Raw genomic sequence first — 16,922 nt, forward strand, 5'->3', positions numbered from 1 at the left:
AATGAACAGAATACCTAAGGCATTTTTGTTTTCTATGATCGCGGCGGTGTTGTCCACGGGATGTAAGAACGACAAGGAAACCGTTAAAACCGAAGAAAGCAGGGGAATCAACCTTGCCAATATGGATACCACTGTAACTGCCCGCGAAGACTTTTTCCGTTTTGTGAACGGAAGATGGCTGGACACGAACGAAATCCCGGCTGACAAGACCGTATGGGGCAGTTTCCACGAGCTAAGAAAACAAACCGATACCGATGCGCTGGCTTTATTAGAATCGGCAGCCGAAAATGATAACCTGGAGCCGGGTTCTGATCAGGCCAAAGCTGTTTTCCTGTACAAGACCATCATGGACACAGTGAGTAGAAATGAGCAGGGAATCAAACCTATCGAACCTTACCTCGCGAAGATCGAGGCCATTCAGAATAAAGCCGATCTTCAAAATTTCCTTACTGAAATGCATAAATATGGCGGTGCCGGATTTTTCAATTTTGGAGTAGGTGCAGACGCCAAGAATTCCAACATGAACGCGGCCTACCTTTACCCGGGAAGCCTGGGACTGCCAGACCGTGATTACTACATAGGTACAGATCCCGATTCCAAAGAAAAAAGGGAACTTTACAAGGCACACATTACCCGTATGCTTCAGTACCTTGGAATTTCTGAGCAGGAAGCCGACTTAAGCGCTAAAAAGATCCTGGCTTTCGAAACCGCTTTGGCAACACCAAGACTGGATAAAGTTGACCGTCGCGATGCGAGGAAGACGTATAATCCAATGACAGTTTCAGAATTACAGAATACCACTCCGGCCATTAAGTGGGAAAAATTCTTTAACGAGATAGGTGCTGAAAAGGTAGATACTGTGATCGTGCGTCAGCCAAAATACATGGAAGCTTTGCAGAACGTTTTGGCAGCCAATGACGTGGAAGAATGGAAAGAATACCTGAGATGGACGCTTTTCAATGATGCTTCTTCCATGCTTACTACAGAGATCGAAACGGCCAACTGGGAATTTTATGAAAAGACCCTGAGAGGAGCCAAGGAGCAGTTGCCACGCAACGAGAGAGCCCTGGCTACCATCAACCGTGCTGTAGGTGAGGCCCTGGGTAAATTGTATGTAGAACAGCACTTCCCTGCCGAAGCTAAAGAAAAGGCAGAGGAGATGATCCAGAATGTTATCAAAGCCTTTGAAACCAGAATTGACAACCTAAGCTGGATGAGCGACAGCACCAAGGTGAAGGCCAAACAAAAACTGAACACTACCGTGATCAAAGTAGGTTATCCAGATGAATGGAAAGATTACAGCAGCCTGGAGATAACTGGTCCTGCCGAAGGCGGATCTTACTTCCAGAATATGCTGAATGCCGCCAGATGGAACGTGGAGGATGATATGTCAAAACTGGGTGAGCCGGTTGACAAGACCGAATGGTTCATGGCACCACAGATCGTGAACGCCTACTACAACCCAAGTTACAACGAGATCGTGTTTCCGGCAGCAATTTTACAGCCGCCATTCTACGATTACAAGGCAGATGCCGCGGTGAATTACGGAGGAATTGGAGCCGTAATTGGGCACGAGATCTCTCACGGGTTCGATGACAGCGGTTCCCGTTTTGATTCTGAAGGAAACCTGAACAACTGGTGGACCGAAAAAGACCTCGAGCAGTTCGAGACCTTAGGCGGAAAACTGGCAGACCAGTACAGCGCTATCGAAGTATTGGACAGCGTATATATCAACGGAAAATTCACCCTGGGTGAGAACATCGGAGACCTTGGTGGAGTGAATGCCGCGTATGACGGACTTCAGATTCACCTAAAGGAACACGGAAACCCCGGCAAGATCGACGGGTTCACGCCAGAACAGCGTTTCTTCCTTTCCTGGGCAACCGTGTGGAGAACCAAGATGCGTGAGGAAGCTTTGAGAAACAGGATCAAGACAGATCCTCACTCTCCGGGTCAATACCGTGCTTACGTACCATTACAGAACATCGATGCTTTTTATGAAGCTTTCGATATTCAGGAAGGCGACCCAATGTATTTGAAGCCTGAGAACCGCGTGAAGATCTGGTAATCTTCTTCTGAAAAAAGATAATTAAAAGCCTCTTCTTAGGAAGGGGCTTTTTTTATTCTCCTGTAAGACATAAATTCCACTGTTTTCAAATCGGCAGAATTTCCCCGACCCCCATTGGATGTAATTTTTATAGCCCGAACCCAATATTTTACGCCCTAAAACATTAAATTAGAGTAGCTTAATCCAGTTTTCCCCTTCTGATTATTCCGGTAATTATTCCCCCGCAGTCCCTCACGGCAAAACCAGATCCCCCAATTTTACTTAGCCCTCGTATTAGCGATCATAATGAAATACTCATACTATCATGATTCCTTATTTCAGAAAGATTCGAAAGAAACTCGCAGAAAACAACAGGCCTATGAAATACATGCGATATGCCATAGGAGAAATAATACTCGTGGTGATAGGGATTTTGATCGCGATCCAGATCAATAACTGGAACCAGGAAAGGATCCAAAGCGAAGAATTAGACGGGTTGCTGCAAAGTGTGGCGAACGGGGTGAATTCAGATGTCAGGACTTTGAACCTGCTGTTGATCGCCCGGGAAAATATAGCCATCATGGCCGACTCCATTTACAGGACCCACATCGCTCCCGACAAACCACCCGCAAATGCCGTTGAAGCCGCGTATATTTCCTATGCGTTCAACGACATAAACAGCGCTATTTATTTTAACCCCAATACCAGTGCTTTCCAGGCCTTAAAGAACTCTACCTATATTGGAAAGCTTCAGGGTACAGACCTGGCATTGTTGATCAATACGTACTATAGCAATGCCGAAAAGCTTCGTGGTATTGAAGAGGAAATTAACCAGAACACCCGGAACCTGGTCCAGGATTGGGAAGCTGACTTCACAAAGCAGGATATAGCGCTCTTTTACCGTCCCTTCCCTGCCTATGATCAATCCCCTGCTGTCAGGACCCGTTTTTATGAGATCCTGAAAGATGATCAGTCCATCAATCTTCTAAGGAACTCAACTTATGAAGCTGCATTGGTGGGATTTTATGAGGAACAAATACTCCTGGGTAACAAGCTCATACAAATGATCAAGAATTCAAAGGAAACCTTTGACGAGCAGACCAAACTTGAATTCAGCGGGATCTTATTCTCTTTTGGCGACGCAGACCTGGTGAGCCTGCTTATCAATGGTCAGGTGCCAACAGAGTTCAATATAAATTATGCTGCCTCCAGCAATCCTACAGGCCTTCTCTCTTTGGAAAACGATTACATGGTGATCGAATACCCGAGCGATACGTATACCTGGGGGGCTCCTTATTTCAGGGTAAATGCCCTTAAAGGAAGGGTACATGAAATGGATTTCTCGCCCTATGACAAATTATTGATCGAGATGAAGGGGGCAACCGGCGGGGAGGAATTTGAGGTTACCATGAAAGATAAAAAGGACCCGCCCGATGGTTCAGAAGCCCGGGTAAGAATGCAGGTGACCGACGAATGGAAGGTCTATGAAATTGACACCGCTGAATTCACTACTGCCGACATGAAAACCATAGAGGTCCCGCTCGCGTTCGTTTTTCAGGGCCCCGAAGGACAAACGATCCACGTAAGATCTGTGCGGTTTAAAAAAGGCTGATTCATAGCTGCAAGTGAGACCTTAGACATGAGGCCAAGAACCGCGTGAAGATCTGGTAATTTAAATGAAATTGTCATTCCGACGCAGGAGGAATCTCACTGAACCATTATCTAAGTTCGATCTTATCGAGAAAGAGTTTGAATTTCTCCTTCTTCTTGTTCCCTATCAGGATGGCGATCTCTTCAAAATGCGCTGCGGAAAAATTCGGTTGCTCCAGTCTTCTTCCCCTAAAGGAGGGATACATGTCTTTCAGCGGGATCTCTATCTCCTGCCATTCTCCCGAAGTCTGAAAAGAAGCGACATACGAATAGGCATCTGCGGCATCGGCTTTAAGCCTGAACTGGTATTTTTTGCCGTCCCCTTTTAGCCTGAGCACGACCTTCGTGTGATCGTTCACCTCAATTTTACCCGACCTGTAACGCACCGAGGAGAAACCCCCGTTGTTCTCCAGGGAGATCTCCCCTTCGAAAACCCCGTGCCCGTCCTCATTTAAGCTGAAGTTGCCTAAGGAACGTCCTCCCATCACTATATCATCCACGACCACCCATTTCTGAAGGTCTGAACCTTTGGTAAAATCAAATATGAGCTGCGATGTCATGGAAGAAAAAAAGATCATTAAGATTAAGACTGGTACCATCACCCGTTTTTTAAGACTCCCTAATTTACCAATTAATTATCAGGGTTTTAACCAGATCACAAGTAAAAAACTCCAAAAAGAGCTTTTTTTATGGATTTCCGTAAAACTGTTAAAAAATTAACGTTAACTTAGACTGATTATTTTAATTTGAAATTCCCTACCGAAAGATTTTTCTAATAAAATCAACCTTTAAAAATAACTATATGGAATTTATTGTAGGAATTATCGTGATGGTAGTATTCGTATTCGTGATAAGGCTTTTCGGAGCTTGGATGTTACGAATTGATGAAATAATAACCAATCAAAAAGAAATTTTAGTTGAATTAAGAAAAGGGAATAAAGTTGATAATATATAAAATATCATGGCAGTAAAGCACATACCCACAGGAGAAGTTCACAAAGGATCCAAAGGTGGAACCACCGGATGTGGATTCAATACAAATGAACAATCAAATCATTGGACAAACACGGGAGAGAAAATTACCTGTGCGAAAAATGGTTGTAATTGATAAAATCTGTGAACCTTTTTTAAATTAAGCTATTCATCAACCAGGAAGAACCCCTGATATACTAAAAAGGACTTTTTTGGAGATTTTTTTATGGTATCCCGCAAATTTTGTAGGAATTTTCATTTCAATTTACGAGCCGCGCTTTTCTTCCCCTCACCTGTACGGCCATATAAGTTTGAAAAATCGGGTTTCTAAGCTCTGATATTTCAGAACATTCAAGGAGTTTGAAAAATTTTAAAGCATGTCAGAAGAGATCAAGATCAAAGGTTGGGTAAGGATCCTGTTAATTATTATCCCGTATATTTTTATCGTCGGCATTTTACAATTCATAGCCATAAGCCTGGCGGGTTCTGATTTCATTGATTTAAATATTCCGCAGCCGATAACACAGAAATTATTAACGCTTGTATTTTCATTTCTAGGTACCCTTATTATAGTGGCGGTATTTGTAAAATACGTGGATAAAGAAAAATTTTCAGAAATAGGTTTTAGGGTAAAGAATAAGGTCAATGAATTCTGGATAGGGTTTTTCTTAGGCTTGCTGATAATGTTTGGGGCCTTCGGAATACTGGAACTGCTGGATCAAATCCAATATCAGGCATTTGAATTTGACCTCAGCCAATTGATCGCGACCATACTCATATTCATCTTAGTGTCATTTACTGAAGAGATCCTTTTTCGGGGATATATTCTCAGAAACCTGATGTACTCCTTCAATAAGTATTTCGCCTTAATACTGTCTGCTTCAATATTTTCTTTTTTGCACGGATTCAACCCCAATATTGACATCATAGGATTTGCCAATATCTTTCTGGCGGGAATCCTGTTAGGGATCACCTATATACATACAAAAAGCCTGTGGTTCCCGATGGCTTTGCATTTTAGCTGGAACTTTTTCCAGGCCATTTTAGGTTTCAAGGTGAGCGGACAAAATTCTTATTCCATGATCAGGTTCAGCATGACTGAGCCCACCCTTTTAAATGGAGGAGCGTTTGGTTTTGAGGGCTCCATCCTGGCATTGATCACTATGATAGTCAGCATTATTGCGATCATACTATATTATCGTAGAAAAAAACCGGCCGTAACTTTAGTAAACCACAAAAAGCCCAGAACCTTTTAAAAAGATAGATAACTAAAATTTTCGTTCTTCAATTACATCACCTGCGTTAACCGGCAGCGTCGACAATAATTCACCTCCCATGACAAAAATAATTTTAAAATCGAATTTCCAGGCACATCAAAAATTAGTTTTGATCCTGCTGTTTATAGTGACCTTCTTCATTGGGTCGCTGGTGTTATTAGCCTTTTTGCTGGGGCCAGCTAATAAAATTGGGATTAGCGTTTGGGATTATGTCTATTTAATGCTCTTCCCCTTATCTCTGTATATAATGTTACTTCTTTTAAGCAAAAACGGGGTTGTCATTGACGATAACCAGTTATTCACATCCAAATTCATATTTAAAAAACCCTGGTACAGGAAAAAGGTAGATATGGCTGGAATGACAGATATCAGTATTCTAAAGTTTCGGGGAAAACAGAAATTCATGTTTGCTTCGGCTGCAGATCCAGACAAAGCATATTCGGTAGGACTTCAAAGAGCATTTCTTCTCAATGAAAATCACACTAAAAAAAAGTTATTATTTGAGGTGAATAATGAAGAAATGGCTCAACAGGCGGTTCACACCATTAAAGAAGAAACTGATTTGAATTTTACAGTGTATAGTCCAAAGATCAGGTCCAGAAGAAGGTAAAATTATTGCCAAAAAAATTACAGTTCTTTCTAGATCAATTTTTACAAATTTCCAAAACAATGAAAACAAAACCCTTCCTCATCTTATTATTGTTAACCCTGGCATTTAGTGTGAATGCACAAAGATCCGACCTCATAGTTGGAAACTGGGTTTTTAAAGATGCCCTGAACAAAGAAATAGATGAAGCCGGTAGAGCTTATATAGAAGCAGAAGTGATTGATAAATGGAAATTTTCATTTCACCCCAATGGCCTTTTTGAAACATCAATGATGGGTGAAAAGGAAACCGGGGAATGGAAATTAAGTTCAGATTCAAAAGGTATTATCTTATTAGGAATGGAGGGAGAACCAACAGAGTTCAAGATCCTGAAGGCTACCGAAAAAGAACTGACCTTAAAACTTGGATTAGGCGAGTTCGTGTTGATAAGAATTAATGAAAACTAATTTTATACCCATGTTCCCCGCAGACTTTTACACTTATTTATCAAACCACACCCTGGTCGAGATCAAGGGAGGTACCACGAGAGAAACCTTTTTACCAATCTGGATGGTCACGGTAGACGGCCGCGTCTTCTCCAGGAGCTGGAACAAAAGCGCGAAAAGTTGGTTCACAGAATTCCTCAACACCGGCGTGGGCGAGATCAAAACCGGCGACCGCGTGCTACAGGTAAGCGGGAAGAAGCTAAGTCCGGATGACCCGATCAACCCAAAGATCAGCGAGGCCTACCTGCGCAAATATGACCAGCCGGGAAATCTCACATATTCCCAGGGCATCTCCCAACCAGAATACTTCGATCATACCATGGAATTTTTCGTGAGAGAAGCATGAAGCACCCCTGGAAAACAGCCTTCTGGGCATGCTTTTTTATGTTGATCGCGGTCACCTGCCTCGGCGCGTATGCTGTTCTTGACCAGGGCGTGACCCTTACCTATCTTCGGGATGACCATTCCGTAAAAGAAAGGGAACTGGAAGCCATTACTCAGATGCTGGAAGGTGCGCCAATTCCAAAGCAACAGGTACTTCACGCGCTGGAAAAACATCTCTTATATGAAATCCCGGATGCCGAAGCAGATACCATTCGGCTGGCCAATCTTACTTTCGTCTTCCAAAATGACAGTCTGCAAAGGCTCATTAAAAACCCTTGAGCCCATCCTCACAATAGATCACTATGCCTGACCGCAACCTTATCAAAATTCTGAGAACGACCTCAGATGACCCAAATTTCAGAGCTCTTGTAAAGTTTCTGGACCAGGACCTGGCAAGAAGGGACGGCAAGGATCACGCGTTCTTCGCCCAATACAATAACCTGGATACGATCAGGCACGCGGTGGTGGCCTATGACAATGAACTGCCAGGCGCCATCAAGGAGTATGATAAATACACGATGGAAGTGAAGAGAATGTACACCCTTCCGGAAAGCCGCGGAAAAGGGATCGCTTCCCTGATCCTTTCAGAACTGGAAGAATGGGCCACAGAACTCTCTTATAGCAGGTGCATTTTGGAAACCGGGATCAGGCAACCGGAAGCCATCAGGCTGTATGAAAAGAACTCCTATCAGCTCATCCCGAATTATGGCCAATACAAGGAAGTGGCTAGCAGCAGATGTTTTGAAAAGCACCCTGGGCTGTAGGCTTCCTTAAGCCAGATTGCAAAACACTTCGACTTAAATAAAAAGCTTTCTACTCCGCAAGATTAATTTTAAAGAAATAGGTATATTCTTCCTGATTCACCCCGGTATTTTCTGCCCTGGCAAGGACCACTGTTTCATCATCTATGAATACCATTGACGAAATATCTCCAGTAGGTAACTGAGGATATTTCCAGACCATTTCCAGGTCATCAAAGTTATAAAGTGCTTCAAAAGTTGCAAGAAATTTATTGCCTGGACTTGCAGCTTTCATTTTTTCTTCGAAACTTCTAATCAAATTGAGACCGAGATCCAATTGGAACTTTTCCCAAAGTATGTATTGGTTGTCATCTGAAAGAAAAATATAGGGCTCAGGATAAGCAGCATATTCTGGCCATGAAGGATAATCCCTGTCCCAATTAATAGAATAACCATCTACTAAAAACCTATGCATCCTGCCACTACTGGTGTTACTTTCCCCTCCATAAAGGGAGCTGTTATTCTTGTTATATTCAATATCCCCGTGTCTTAAACCGGAGGTATTACTGCTTATAAGTTTTCCGCTATCTCCATTGTAGATCCAGAAGGAGGAGCTGCCCGAAGTAGGAGGGTTTCTGTGACAATAAAGAGTACTGTTCAGACCCACTTCAATCTTATGGAATCCCCAGCTATTGGTGTTGGTCACGAAGGTTTCTGCCTCGAGCAGGTCAAGGTCTAATTTAGTTATTTGGTCAACATTCTTCTGTACCAGGAAAAGATATTGCCCGTCTGGAGAAATATCCAGGTCGGCAAATTTTCGATCCTGCAAAATATGTGATTCGATCTCAAAGGTATTCTCCTTAACATCGATTATAAGGAGTCCGAAAGTGGTGGAATCATAATGAGAATATTGAGGGCCTACTATAGCATATACCTTTTGACGCAAAGGATCCTTTATAATTTTATGCACAAAATGAGGGAACATGAAAAATATCCCGGCATGCTGCTTTGCAATATTGCTTCCAACAGGATGATCATGCGGCCTTGTCGTTCGTACCACTACCTGGTACTCATGTTCTGCAATGAAGGAGTTCCCACCGGTCAACAGGTAGTCTAAAGTATTAATATCTGTAATTTCGGCAACAGGAGTGTAATCCTGTTTGTATATCAAATAAGAGATGAAATCTTCTCCCTGGTATTTTGACCAATGCAACCGTACAGACCTACCGGTATTCTCTGCTCGCAGTTCTATGCTGTTGGATAATATTATTGAATCTTTTGCGGTAAAAGTAGTTCCGGGAATCGAAGCTTCGAGAAAAACGGTATGAATACCTTTGGATAACTTTTTCTGAAGATTGGTATCTCCATTATCTTCGAGCCTTCCCTGAAAGAGTATCCCGTCTATATTGCTTCTCCACACCACCTCAACAGGAGGCATTTCCTCTGCCTGTGCGTCCCCCGAATGTTCAATTTGAACAGCTCCCGTAAAGGACAATTCCTTCCCAGGATCAGCGAATACACCTTCATAACCTTGTAAAGGTTCCTCTGCATTATGAAAGGAATAATCGCGAATTTGTTTTGGAGTAAGGATTTCAGCGGTAATACCTGTGAGAGGGTTCTGCGGTTCAGGTTCATTTCCATTTTTCTCTTCGGGACTGCATCCCACAACGATCCCCACAAGGAGGATTAAAAAACCATTTTTGATCATTTTATGTTGTTCTCTGTTACTTTACGCCTTCATCACAAATTGACAGACCTGAGTACTAATTCCTGAATTTTTTCAAAAGTAAGAATTTTACTATATCTTCCCCTCCTTACATAGTATTAACCGTTTTAAAAACCTTTAATGAAATTTTCGTTTTTATCCCTCTTTCTTGCATTTTTTCTATTTTCATGTAGTTCTGAAAGTCCTTCAGAAGAACCCAATCCTGAACCTGCCGAAAAATACTTCAACAACCATAAAAGTCTTACAACACAGACCGAAGTAGAAGATTTCGGCGAAAAAGGCTTTACCGTCATTACAGGTAATTTAATCATTGGAGTTGAGACATCTTCAGATCCCATTACTAATCTAAGCAGCCTTAGCAGCCTTACAAGCGTGAGAGGTGACATTGTTATCATTGGGACAAGCCTGGAGGATCTGGATGGCCTTGAGAACATAGATCTTGAAGACGACTCTTACCTTTCGTTGATCAACAACCCACATCTTATGGAAATTAGAGGTTTAAGAGGAATAACCGGGCAGTTGAAACAATTAGACATCAGGTTAAGCCCAAAACTCGAAAGCCTGGCAGGTCTGGAAGGAGTTACCAATGTAACCTATAACCTCGAACTGAGGGACCTTGAAAAACTGAATAATCTAAGCGCTCTCAGTAATATTCAGCATCCGGTAGAATATTTAACTCTTAACCAAACGGGAATTACCTCTACCACAGGCTTATCTAACATTCCTGCAGTGACCGACCTTTCTTTATTTCATAACGACAATCTCATATCCCTGCATTTGGCTGGACTTCAACAGGTAAAAAGATTCTCTATAAGTCATAATTCAAGCCTTGAAAACATTAATGGATTAACCGGACTTAAAGAAGTAGAGAATTTTAATATTGGCTACAACGCAAGTCTTCAAAATTTAGACGGACTTGAGACTCTGGAAAGGCCTGTAAATATGTCGATGTCAGTATCAAATAATTCTTCTTTGGGTAATTTCTGTGGTCTTCAAACCCTGACTTCTAAAGGCTGGACAGGATTTAACGCCTATCAGAACCTTTATAATCCAACCATAGAGCAGGTAGCAGGCGAAGAATGCCAGATCTAGGCACATAGCACACCTCTTTCACCGTGCAGTTTTATTCTTGCTCATTGCTGAATCGGGAGTTTTATTCTTTTGAATCGATTTGTTGTTTCAGGAAGGTAAGCTTTCTTTCTATTGGTTTTTTTTAGCGGGATTTTAATAAATTTACATTTATTACCCACTATTTCGTTCACATCCTGCATAGAAAATCTGATGAAAAAATTCATTTTAAGAACCAGTCCGATTTTAAGCCTTCTATTTCTGCTATTTATTTTTTATTCCTGCAACGAAAAGTATCTTAAGGAGAAGAAAATGTTCCTGGGAAACCAGGAACATACGGGAAATTATGATTCTCCTTCTGTAAAGGACGAACCAGAAATACTCTGGAAATTTGAAACGGGAGGACAGGTTATCTCTTCACCGGTAATCTTTGACAACACGGTATATATTGGGAGCAGCGACAACCGTCTTTACGCGATAAACGCAGGTACCGGGAAAGTGCTATGGGAATTCGAAACAGGCGGCGCCGTCAATTCCACGCCCGTGGTAACCAAAGACAAAGTGATGTTCTTGAGCTATGACGGGTTCTTTTACGCCTTGAACCGGGAGGATGGTAAGCTCGTTTGGAAGTTCAAAACCCAGGGAGAATCCAGGTTTTTGGTAAAAGATTATTTCAACAAATCCTTCAAACCAGATTTCTGGGACTTCTATCTCTCCTCGCCTGTCGTGAAGGGAGATAAAGTCTATTTCGGGTCCAGTGACTCGAATATCTATGCCCTGGATATCGTAACGGGAGAAAAGATCTGGAGTTACAAAACAGGTGGCAGTGTACACTCCTCACCTGCCATTTCGGGCAATTCCCTGGTTATAGGCTCTTGGGACAGTAATGTCTATTGCCTGAACGCGAGCACCGGAAAGGAAAAATGGAAATTCGAGACCGGTAAGGATCTTAAATCCTACATCTGGCATGGCGTACAGGCTTCACCCGCTATTGATGATAGTACAGTCTATATAGGCTCCAGGGACGCGAAATTCTACGCTTTGGACCTTGAAACCGGGAAACCAATATGGATAACCGATGAGTTTAACCGGTCCTGGATGCCGAGTTCCACGGCCGTAGGACCTAAAAACATCTATACCGGTTCCTCCGATTCCTTCAGCTTTTTTTCAATTGACAGGAAGTCGGGAGATATCAACTACGCGGTCGATACCAAAGCGTATACCTTTTCGAGCCCCGCCATAGACCGGGAAATGGCTTACATAGGTTCTGCGAACGGCAGGTTATATGGCATCGAACTGACTTCAGGAGATATCAAATGGGAGTTCGAGACCATGGGCGCCAGGAAAGATACCATCCATTTGTTCAATGCCGGCGGAGGCCTCGATAAGGAAAAGTATAAAGTACTGACAAAGGACATTAGGGACATGCCTGCCCTTTCAAGCCTGATGGAAAAGATCTTTAGCAGCACAGGAGCCATCGTGTCTTCCCCTGTGATCTCAGACCGGGTCATTTACTTCGGAAGCTCGGACGGACATGTCTACGCGATCACAGATAAAAAGTAACGTTCAGACCCCGAGCAGCCTTATACCTGAAAGATCCTTAAAAAATGGAAATAAAAAAGCAGGCCCTAAAGCCTGCTTTTCTTATGCCGGACGAAAAATATCATTCGGAACATTTTGGTTGGATTTACAATTCACGAGCCATCTTTCTTTACGAGAAGAAGTGCCGGATAGTTGCATTTTATATTAATTCAGAACTTTTGATCACCTAAGAAGCCTTTGCAACGGTTTCCTGGTTGGTTTTCAAAATATCAATAACCTCATTGCGTTTTTTATCCAATTTGGTTTCGATCCTTTTGATCAGATCTATTTCTTTCCCATTTTCAAATTTCACATCCTCACTAGTCAGTTTTGGATATTTTGCTTTTAAAGCTTTAGATTGTTTGTCCCAATCTCCTTTAACTTTAAAAGATTCATTCGGCATTGTTTGGTTTTCTTTTTTCTTGGTTTCCATAATTCAATTTTAACGAGTACTTAATTGCACTGGCACAAAGATGACCCTAAACCCCTCTTAATATGTTACATAAGTAAAAATCAAGCTTACATATGTTACAGGTTTTCCAGGTTTCCCTTTCTCTTTTTCCCTAATTTCTTATAATAAGAAGGGGTATGACCGGTAACTTTTTTGAACTGGTTCGATAAATGAGCCACACTGCTGTAGTGCAACCTGTATGCTATTTCGGTAAGATTCAATTCATCGTACAGGATGAGTTCTTTAGCTTTTTCTATTTTATGCTTAATGATAAAATGTTGTATGGTAACCCCTTTCACTTCGGAAAAGAGGTTGGATAAATAGGTATAATCATAGCCCAGTTTTTCACTGATAAACTCTGAATAATTCACTTTTGGCACCTCTTCCGAAACATGTATCATTTCAATAATCACATTTTTGATCCTGTCGATCAATATACTCTTCTTATCTTCTAATAATTCCAAACCTGAAACGGCGAGGTTCTGTTTCAACTGCTGAAGTTGTTCCTTTTGGATGTTTTCTTTTATTTCGATCATCCCCAACTCCAGACTTGTGTATTCGATCCCCAGCTTTTCTAATTCCAATTTTACCATGAGCTTACATCTCAAACTAACCATGTATTTAATATAGAGCTTCATGGATCACAATTATTTTATTGATTTACAATACCTTAAAGATAAGTTATTCAGCACGTGTACAGCTTTAAAGAATGAAGGAATAGAGAACTAAGAGTAATTCAATTATGTTCCTGTCTCCTCCATAATATTCCCCACAGGGAAAGATTTCATACCTTTCAGGAACCTAATATAATTCCACTTTTGAGTGAAAACCGAGACCCATTTAGTTCCTGAAGAAGTCATACCTATCCGGCTGCAGGAATACGGCGTGGGGATCTTCCGGGAATTCCCCACAAAGTCGGCGCTCAAAAAGGCCCTGAAGAAGCGGTATATAACGGTAAATGGGAAACCGGGGAGCACGGCAACGATGATCACCGGCGGGGAAAACATCCGGCTGGAAGTGCCTCCCGCCAAGGCTACCAATAAAAAACTGGTTTTTCCGCTCGAGGTCCTTTTCGAAGACGAGCACCTGGCGCTGGTATACAAACCTGCGGGCATCGTGGTTAGCGGCAACAGTTTCAAGACCCTGGCCAATGCCCTGCCCCAAAACCTGCGACCCAGCAAGCTTCCCGATGCCGCTACTCCCCGGCCCGTTCACAGGCTTGATCTTGCCACTACGGGCATCTTACTGGCCGGCAAAACCGGCAGCGCCATCCGTGCCCTTAACAAGCTTTTCGAGGATAAGCAGGTGGAAAAGACCTATTACGCGGTATGCATCGCAGAAATGTTCTCCTTCGGTAACATCTCCACGCCTGTCGACGGTAAAAGTGCCCTTACAGAATACCGCGTACTGGAAAAGGTAACTTCGGAAAGATTCGGTTACCTCAACCTGGTCGAGTTAAAACCCCAGACCGGAAGAAGACACCAGCTGCGGAAACATTTGTCGGGCCTTGGAAATCCCATTTTAGGGGATAAAGAATACGGACTCGAAGGCCTCATTTTGAAAGGCAAAGGCCTTTACTTGCATGCCGGCAGCCTCAGGTTCGAACATCCTTTTACCGGGAAAAACTTGAACATACAGACAGACCTTCCGAAGAAGTTTAGAAAGATATTTGGACCGGTTCAGGAAACAAGTTTAGGCTCGAATGAAGGCTAACAGTTAATAAAAAATAACCTCCTGATCTTTCTTCAGATTGTCAGGCTGAGCCTTTTTGTGGCCGCAAGGCAAACAAAAAGAAAGGTCGAAGCCTGATCTTTAAAGGAATAATTTCGCGACGCCGGTACATTTTATCTACCGGATCTATTATTTTTGAATATGGAGTTAAAAAAAGCCTTCAACTCATGTTGAAGGCCTTCTAAATTAAAGTATAACCCGGGTTTAACTGGTTTTGTTCTTACCTACTTTTTGATCAACTTCAGCCCGGATCAAAGCAAATTCAATAGAATTAAACCTTTCTTCTGCAATTTCTTGATATAAGGCCATTGCCTCTTCGGTATTTCCGGCCTTCTCGTAAATTTTGGCTTTCCAATACTTATCGTGAATATAATCTTCATCGGTCTGGTCGATGTGTTCCACAGCCTTTTCAATATTGCCCATCTTGTAATTAATAATAGCCAAAGCCCGGTGGTAAGGCTCTAACTTATCGGGACTGTTGAGGGAGTCTACGGCTTTTTTGATCGATTCCGCTTTTTCCTTGGCGGCATCATATTTTTTGCTGGTTACCAGTACCATGGTGTCCCAGTAATTCATGAGGGCATTTTGATTTGCTGTCACGCTGGGACTATTGGCATCACTGGCCAGTTGCTTTGATATTGGTCTCAGATCATTTACGATTTTCTCCATGCGTTTAGCGTCTCCATCATGCATGGCAATATGGGCAGCCGTAATAGCAGCCTGAAATTTACCGATAGTCTTATTGCTTTCAGGTACATTTAAGCTGTCCAGCGACTTGGTTCCCTCGTCAAGAAAGGCCAGTGCTTCTTTTGATTTACCTTCGTAAACAAAAGTATTGGCTTCAGCCGAAAAATTTGTTCCAAATTCACTTACTTCCCGGGCGTCCTTAAAATTTTTACGGGCTTCCTCATAATTACCGAGAATTGAATTGGCATGACCGGATTTTGCCAAAGCCACTTCATCCTGAGGGTCCAGTGAGGCCGCTTTTTCATAGCTCGCCAGCGCCTGGTCCAGCTGGTCTTGATCACGGTAATAATCACCCAATAAAATATGTGATCGAGGACTGTTAGGAGCCGTTTTTACGAGCATGTCGAAGTATTTTTTGGCCTGGTCCTTATCCTTTGGTGAATCAAATAAATAGGAAACTCCTAAACTTGCTATCGCCGGAACATATTTGGGATTCAATTCCAAAGCTTTCTTCCAGTGTTCTCTTGCCTTTTCTTCCTGGTCATTACCATTGTAATAAATGGCTAGATTATCCTGGGCCCGGGCAGATTTTGGATATTTCTCCACCATTTTTTTGCTGATCTTCAATTCCCGGTCCGTGTCACTTTTTAATCCGGCTTCCGTCGCATCCATCATCATGACCTCGGCATCATTAGCCTTTTCACGCATGGCCATGAATTTCTCACGATTTGTCGCCCAGTCTTTGGCAGAATTGGCAGCATAGGTCCTATACATTTGAGCCGATACAAAATCGGGGTCATGTTCCAGTGCTTCGTCAAACTTGGTGCGAGCCTTCCTGGAACTTCCATTGTCGAAATATTCCAGTCCTTCCTTAAAGGCCTCCATGGCCTCTTCAGAATCGGTGTTAACGGGTAATTCATTTCCAGCATAATCGGTTTCAACTTCTGTTTCCGGTTCCTTTTCAGAATCTTTACAGCCAGCAACAAAAACTATTGCTACCAGGAAAATGTAAATTGGCAATTTTTTGATATAAAACATAGTCATAATTATTTGGTTAGTACAACATCTATTCTACCTAAGTTAATGATTTTCAGTTAATAACTAATTTTTATTGGGTTAATAGCTTAAATAAATCTGGTACTTTTTGTAGGTTTAATCTTCACTCTTTTAAGGAAAATTTCAAGCATAATATCCTCACCGATATTTCGTCCTCATTTTTTGGTTCTTGGTCTTAAATTTCAAATTCACATTTTAAACTCAAAAATTTAATTTCCTGACCATATGCAGAAATAACCTGATGACCAAAAAAAGCCTTAATACACAGACAGCCCTTCCGAAGAAGTTCATAAAGATATTTGGATCGGTTCGGGAAACACATTTGGGCTCGTTTGCAGGAGAACAGTATGTCAGGCTGAGCCTTTTTGCGGCCGCAAGGCAAACATAAAGAAAGGTCGAAGCTTGCTAAGAAGTAAGAAGTCCTACCAAAAAGAACTTCGACTAATCCTCGGCTGAAGCC

Annotated in this window: 18 protein-coding genes; 13 read left to right on the top strand and 5 right to left on the bottom strand. The window is 42.2% G+C overall.

Annotation, left to right across the window (positions count from 1 at the left end):
• Nucleotide 1 precedes the first annotated feature (1 nt).
• Nucleotides 2–2,068, top strand: coding sequence for a M13 family metallopeptidase (locus tag ACFQ1G_RS09565; RefSeq protein WP_380738994.1), 2,067 nt, complete (start codon nucleotides 2–4; stop codon nucleotides 2,066–2,068).
• Nucleotides 2,069–2,426: 358 nt separating this feature from the next.
• On the top strand, nucleotides 2,427–3,659 hold the full coding sequence (locus ACFQ1G_RS09570) for a DUF6090 family protein (protein ID WP_380738996.1): 1,233 nt from the start codon (nucleotides 2,427–2,429) through the stop codon (nucleotides 3,657–3,659).
• Between the two features lie 106 nt (nucleotides 3,660–3,765).
• On the opposite strand, the gene ACFQ1G_RS09575 is transcribed toward ACFQ1G_RS09570, so the two are convergent.
• Nucleotides 3,766–4,296 (bottom strand): CIA30 family protein, encoded by a 531-nt coding sequence (locus ACFQ1G_RS09575; protein WP_380738998.1) that lies wholly within the window; start codon nucleotides 4,294–4,296, stop codon nucleotides 3,766–3,768.
• 203 nt (nucleotides 4,297–4,499) lie between these two features.
• Between ACFQ1G_RS09575 and ACFQ1G_RS09580 the strand changes: the two genes are divergently transcribed.
• From ACFQ1G_RS09580 to ACFQ1G_RS09615, 8 genes are all read left to right on the top strand, one after another.
• On the top strand, nucleotides 4,500–4,652 hold the full coding sequence (locus ACFQ1G_RS09580) for a hypothetical protein (RefSeq protein ID WP_380739000.1): 153 nt from the start codon (nucleotides 4,500–4,502) through the stop codon (nucleotides 4,650–4,652).
• A gap of 6 nt (nucleotides 4,653–4,658) precedes the next feature.
• Entirely contained in the window at nucleotides 4,659–4,805 is a 147-nt protein-coding gene (locus tag ACFQ1G_RS09585) for a hypothetical protein (RefSeq protein ID WP_380739002.1), read from the top strand.
• 241 nt (nucleotides 4,806–5,046) lie between these two features.
• The gene (locus ACFQ1G_RS09590) at nucleotides 5,047–5,925 is read left to right on the top strand and encodes a CPBP family intramembrane glutamic endopeptidase (RefSeq protein WP_380739004.1); all 879 of its coding nucleotides are present in this window, start codon (nucleotides 5,047–5,049) and stop codon (nucleotides 5,923–5,925) included.
• A 79-nt stretch (nucleotides 5,926–6,004) separates the two neighbouring features.
• Nucleotides 6,005–6,556, top strand: a complete 552-nt coding sequence (locus tag ACFQ1G_RS09595; protein ID WP_380739006.1) for a hypothetical protein — start codon at nucleotides 6,005–6,007, stop codon at nucleotides 6,554–6,556.
• 59 nt (nucleotides 6,557–6,615) lie between these two features.
• Complete coding sequence (locus tag ACFQ1G_RS09600; protein ID WP_380739008.1) at nucleotides 6,616–6,999, top strand: lipocalin family protein; 384 nt, start codon at nucleotides 6,616–6,618, stop codon at nucleotides 6,997–6,999.
• Nucleotides 6,989–7,384, top strand: coding sequence for a DUF2255 family protein (locus tag ACFQ1G_RS09605; RefSeq protein WP_380739010.1), 396 nt, complete (start codon nucleotides 6,989–6,991; stop codon nucleotides 7,382–7,384). The genes ACFQ1G_RS09600 and ACFQ1G_RS09605 overlap by 11 nt, the downstream gene beginning before the upstream one ends.
• Nucleotides 7,381–7,701 (top strand): hypothetical protein, encoded by a 321-nt coding sequence (locus ACFQ1G_RS09610; RefSeq protein WP_380739012.1) that lies wholly within the window; start codon nucleotides 7,381–7,383, stop codon nucleotides 7,699–7,701. Before ACFQ1G_RS09605 ends, ACFQ1G_RS09610 begins: the two co-directional genes overlap by 4 nt.
• Before the next feature lie 23 nt (nucleotides 7,702–7,724).
• Nucleotides 7,725–8,186: a GNAT family N-acetyltransferase gene (locus tag ACFQ1G_RS09615; protein ID WP_380739014.1), complete on the top strand. Its 462-nt coding sequence runs from the start codon at nucleotides 7,725–7,727 to the stop codon at nucleotides 8,184–8,186.
• A 49-nt stretch (nucleotides 8,187–8,235) separates the two neighbouring features.
• Here ACFQ1G_RS09615 and ACFQ1G_RS09620 read toward each other — a convergent pair whose 3' ends face one another.
• The gene (locus tag ACFQ1G_RS09620) at nucleotides 8,236–9,870 is read right to left on the bottom strand and encodes a hypothetical protein (RefSeq protein WP_380739016.1); all 1,635 of its coding nucleotides are present in this window, start codon (nucleotides 9,868–9,870) and stop codon (nucleotides 8,236–8,238) included.
• Nucleotides 9,871–10,008: 138 nt separating this feature from the next.
• On the opposite strand from ACFQ1G_RS09620, the gene ACFQ1G_RS09625 reads away from it, so the two are divergent.
• Nucleotides 10,009–10,980 (top strand): hypothetical protein, encoded by a 972-nt coding sequence (locus ACFQ1G_RS09625; RefSeq protein WP_380739018.1) that lies wholly within the window; start codon nucleotides 10,009–10,011, stop codon nucleotides 10,978–10,980.
• A gap of 189 nt (nucleotides 10,981–11,169) precedes the next feature.
• Nucleotides 11,170–12,519: a PQQ-like beta-propeller repeat protein gene (locus ACFQ1G_RS09630; RefSeq protein WP_380739019.1), complete on the top strand. Its 1,350-nt coding sequence runs from the start codon at nucleotides 11,170–11,172 to the stop codon at nucleotides 12,517–12,519.
• A 205-nt stretch (nucleotides 12,520–12,724) separates the two neighbouring features.
• Here ACFQ1G_RS09630 and ACFQ1G_RS09635 read toward each other — a convergent pair whose 3' ends face one another.
• Nucleotides 12,725–12,970, bottom strand: coding sequence for a hypothetical protein (locus ACFQ1G_RS09635; RefSeq protein ID WP_380739021.1), 246 nt, complete (start codon nucleotides 12,968–12,970; stop codon nucleotides 12,725–12,727).
• A 95-nt stretch (nucleotides 12,971–13,065) separates the two neighbouring features.
• A complete protein-coding gene (locus tag ACFQ1G_RS09640) occupies nucleotides 13,066–13,626 on the bottom strand; it encodes a helix-turn-helix domain-containing protein (RefSeq protein WP_380739023.1) in 561 nt (186 codons plus the stop codon).
• Between the two features lie 184 nt (nucleotides 13,627–13,810).
• Between ACFQ1G_RS09640 and ACFQ1G_RS09645 the strand changes: the two genes are divergently transcribed.
• On the top strand, nucleotides 13,811–14,701 hold the full coding sequence (locus ACFQ1G_RS09645; protein WP_380739025.1) for an RluA family pseudouridine synthase: 891 nt from the start codon (nucleotides 13,811–13,813) through the stop codon (nucleotides 14,699–14,701).
• Nucleotides 14,702–14,923: 222 nt separating this feature from the next.
• Here ACFQ1G_RS09645 and ACFQ1G_RS09650 read toward each other — a convergent pair whose 3' ends face one another.
• Nucleotides 14,924–16,444 (bottom strand): tetratricopeptide repeat protein, encoded by a 1,521-nt coding sequence (locus tag ACFQ1G_RS09650; protein ID WP_380739027.1) that lies wholly within the window; start codon nucleotides 16,442–16,444, stop codon nucleotides 14,924–14,926.
• Between the last annotated feature and the right edge of the window lie 478 nt (nucleotides 16,445–16,922).

It is taken from the genome of Salinimicrobium gaetbulicola (genome assembly GCF_042676025.1).
Classification (GTDB): domain Bacteria; phylum Bacteroidota; class Bacteroidia; order Flavobacteriales; family Flavobacteriaceae; genus Salinimicrobium; species Salinimicrobium gaetbulicola.

Excerpts from the sequence above, each read along its gene's own strand:
- ACFQ1G_RS09565 (WP_380738994.1), top strand. The coding sequence starts at position 2 with ATGAACAGAATACCTAAGGCATTTTTGTTTTCTATGATCGCGGCGGTG.
- ACFQ1G_RS09570 (WP_380738996.1), top strand. The coding sequence starts at position 2,427 with ATGAAATACATGCGATATGCCATAGGAGAAATAATACTCGTGGTGATA.
- ACFQ1G_RS09575 (WP_380738998.1), bottom strand. The coding sequence starts at position 4,296 with ATGGTACCAGTCTTAATCTTAATGATCTTTTTTTCTTCCATGACATCG.
- ACFQ1G_RS09580 (WP_380739000.1), top strand. The coding sequence starts at position 4,500 with ATGGAATTTATTGTAGGAATTATCGTGATGGTAGTATTCGTATTCGTG.
- ACFQ1G_RS09585 (WP_380739002.1), top strand. The coding sequence starts at position 4,659 with ATGGCAGTAAAGCACATACCCACAGGAGAAGTTCACAAAGGATCCAAA.
- ACFQ1G_RS09590 (WP_380739004.1), top strand. The coding sequence starts at position 5,047 with ATGTCAGAAGAGATCAAGATCAAAGGTTGGGTAAGGATCCTGTTAATT.
- ACFQ1G_RS09595 (WP_380739006.1), top strand. The coding sequence starts at position 6,005 with ATGACAAAAATAATTTTAAAATCGAATTTCCAGGCACATCAAAAATTA.
- ACFQ1G_RS09600 (WP_380739008.1), top strand. The coding sequence starts at position 6,616 with ATGAAAACAAAACCCTTCCTCATCTTATTATTGTTAACCCTGGCATTT.
- ACFQ1G_RS09605 (WP_380739010.1), top strand. The coding sequence starts at position 6,989 with ATGAAAACTAATTTTATACCCATGTTCCCCGCAGACTTTTACACTTAT.
- ACFQ1G_RS09610 (WP_380739012.1), top strand. The coding sequence starts at position 7,381 with ATGAAGCACCCCTGGAAAACAGCCTTCTGGGCATGCTTTTTTATGTTG.
- ACFQ1G_RS09615 (WP_380739014.1), top strand. The coding sequence starts at position 7,725 with ATGCCTGACCGCAACCTTATCAAAATTCTGAGAACGACCTCAGATGAC.
- ACFQ1G_RS09620 (WP_380739016.1), bottom strand. The coding sequence starts at position 9,870 with ATGATCAAAAATGGTTTTTTAATCCTCCTTGTGGGGATCGTTGTGGGA.
- ACFQ1G_RS09625 (WP_380739018.1), top strand. The coding sequence starts at position 10,009 with ATGAAATTTTCGTTTTTATCCCTCTTTCTTGCATTTTTTCTATTTTCA.
- ACFQ1G_RS09630 (WP_380739019.1), top strand. The coding sequence starts at position 11,170 with ATGAAAAAATTCATTTTAAGAACCAGTCCGATTTTAAGCCTTCTATTT.
- ACFQ1G_RS09635 (WP_380739021.1), bottom strand. The coding sequence starts at position 12,970 with ATGGAAACCAAGAAAAAAGAAAACCAAACAATGCCGAATGAATCTTTT.
- ACFQ1G_RS09640 (WP_380739023.1), bottom strand. The coding sequence starts at position 13,626 with ATGAAGCTCTATATTAAATACATGGTTAGTTTGAGATGTAAGCTCATG.
- ACFQ1G_RS09650 (WP_380739027.1), bottom strand. The coding sequence starts at position 16,444 with ATGTTTTATATCAAAAAATTGCCAATTTACATTTTCCTGGTAGCAATA.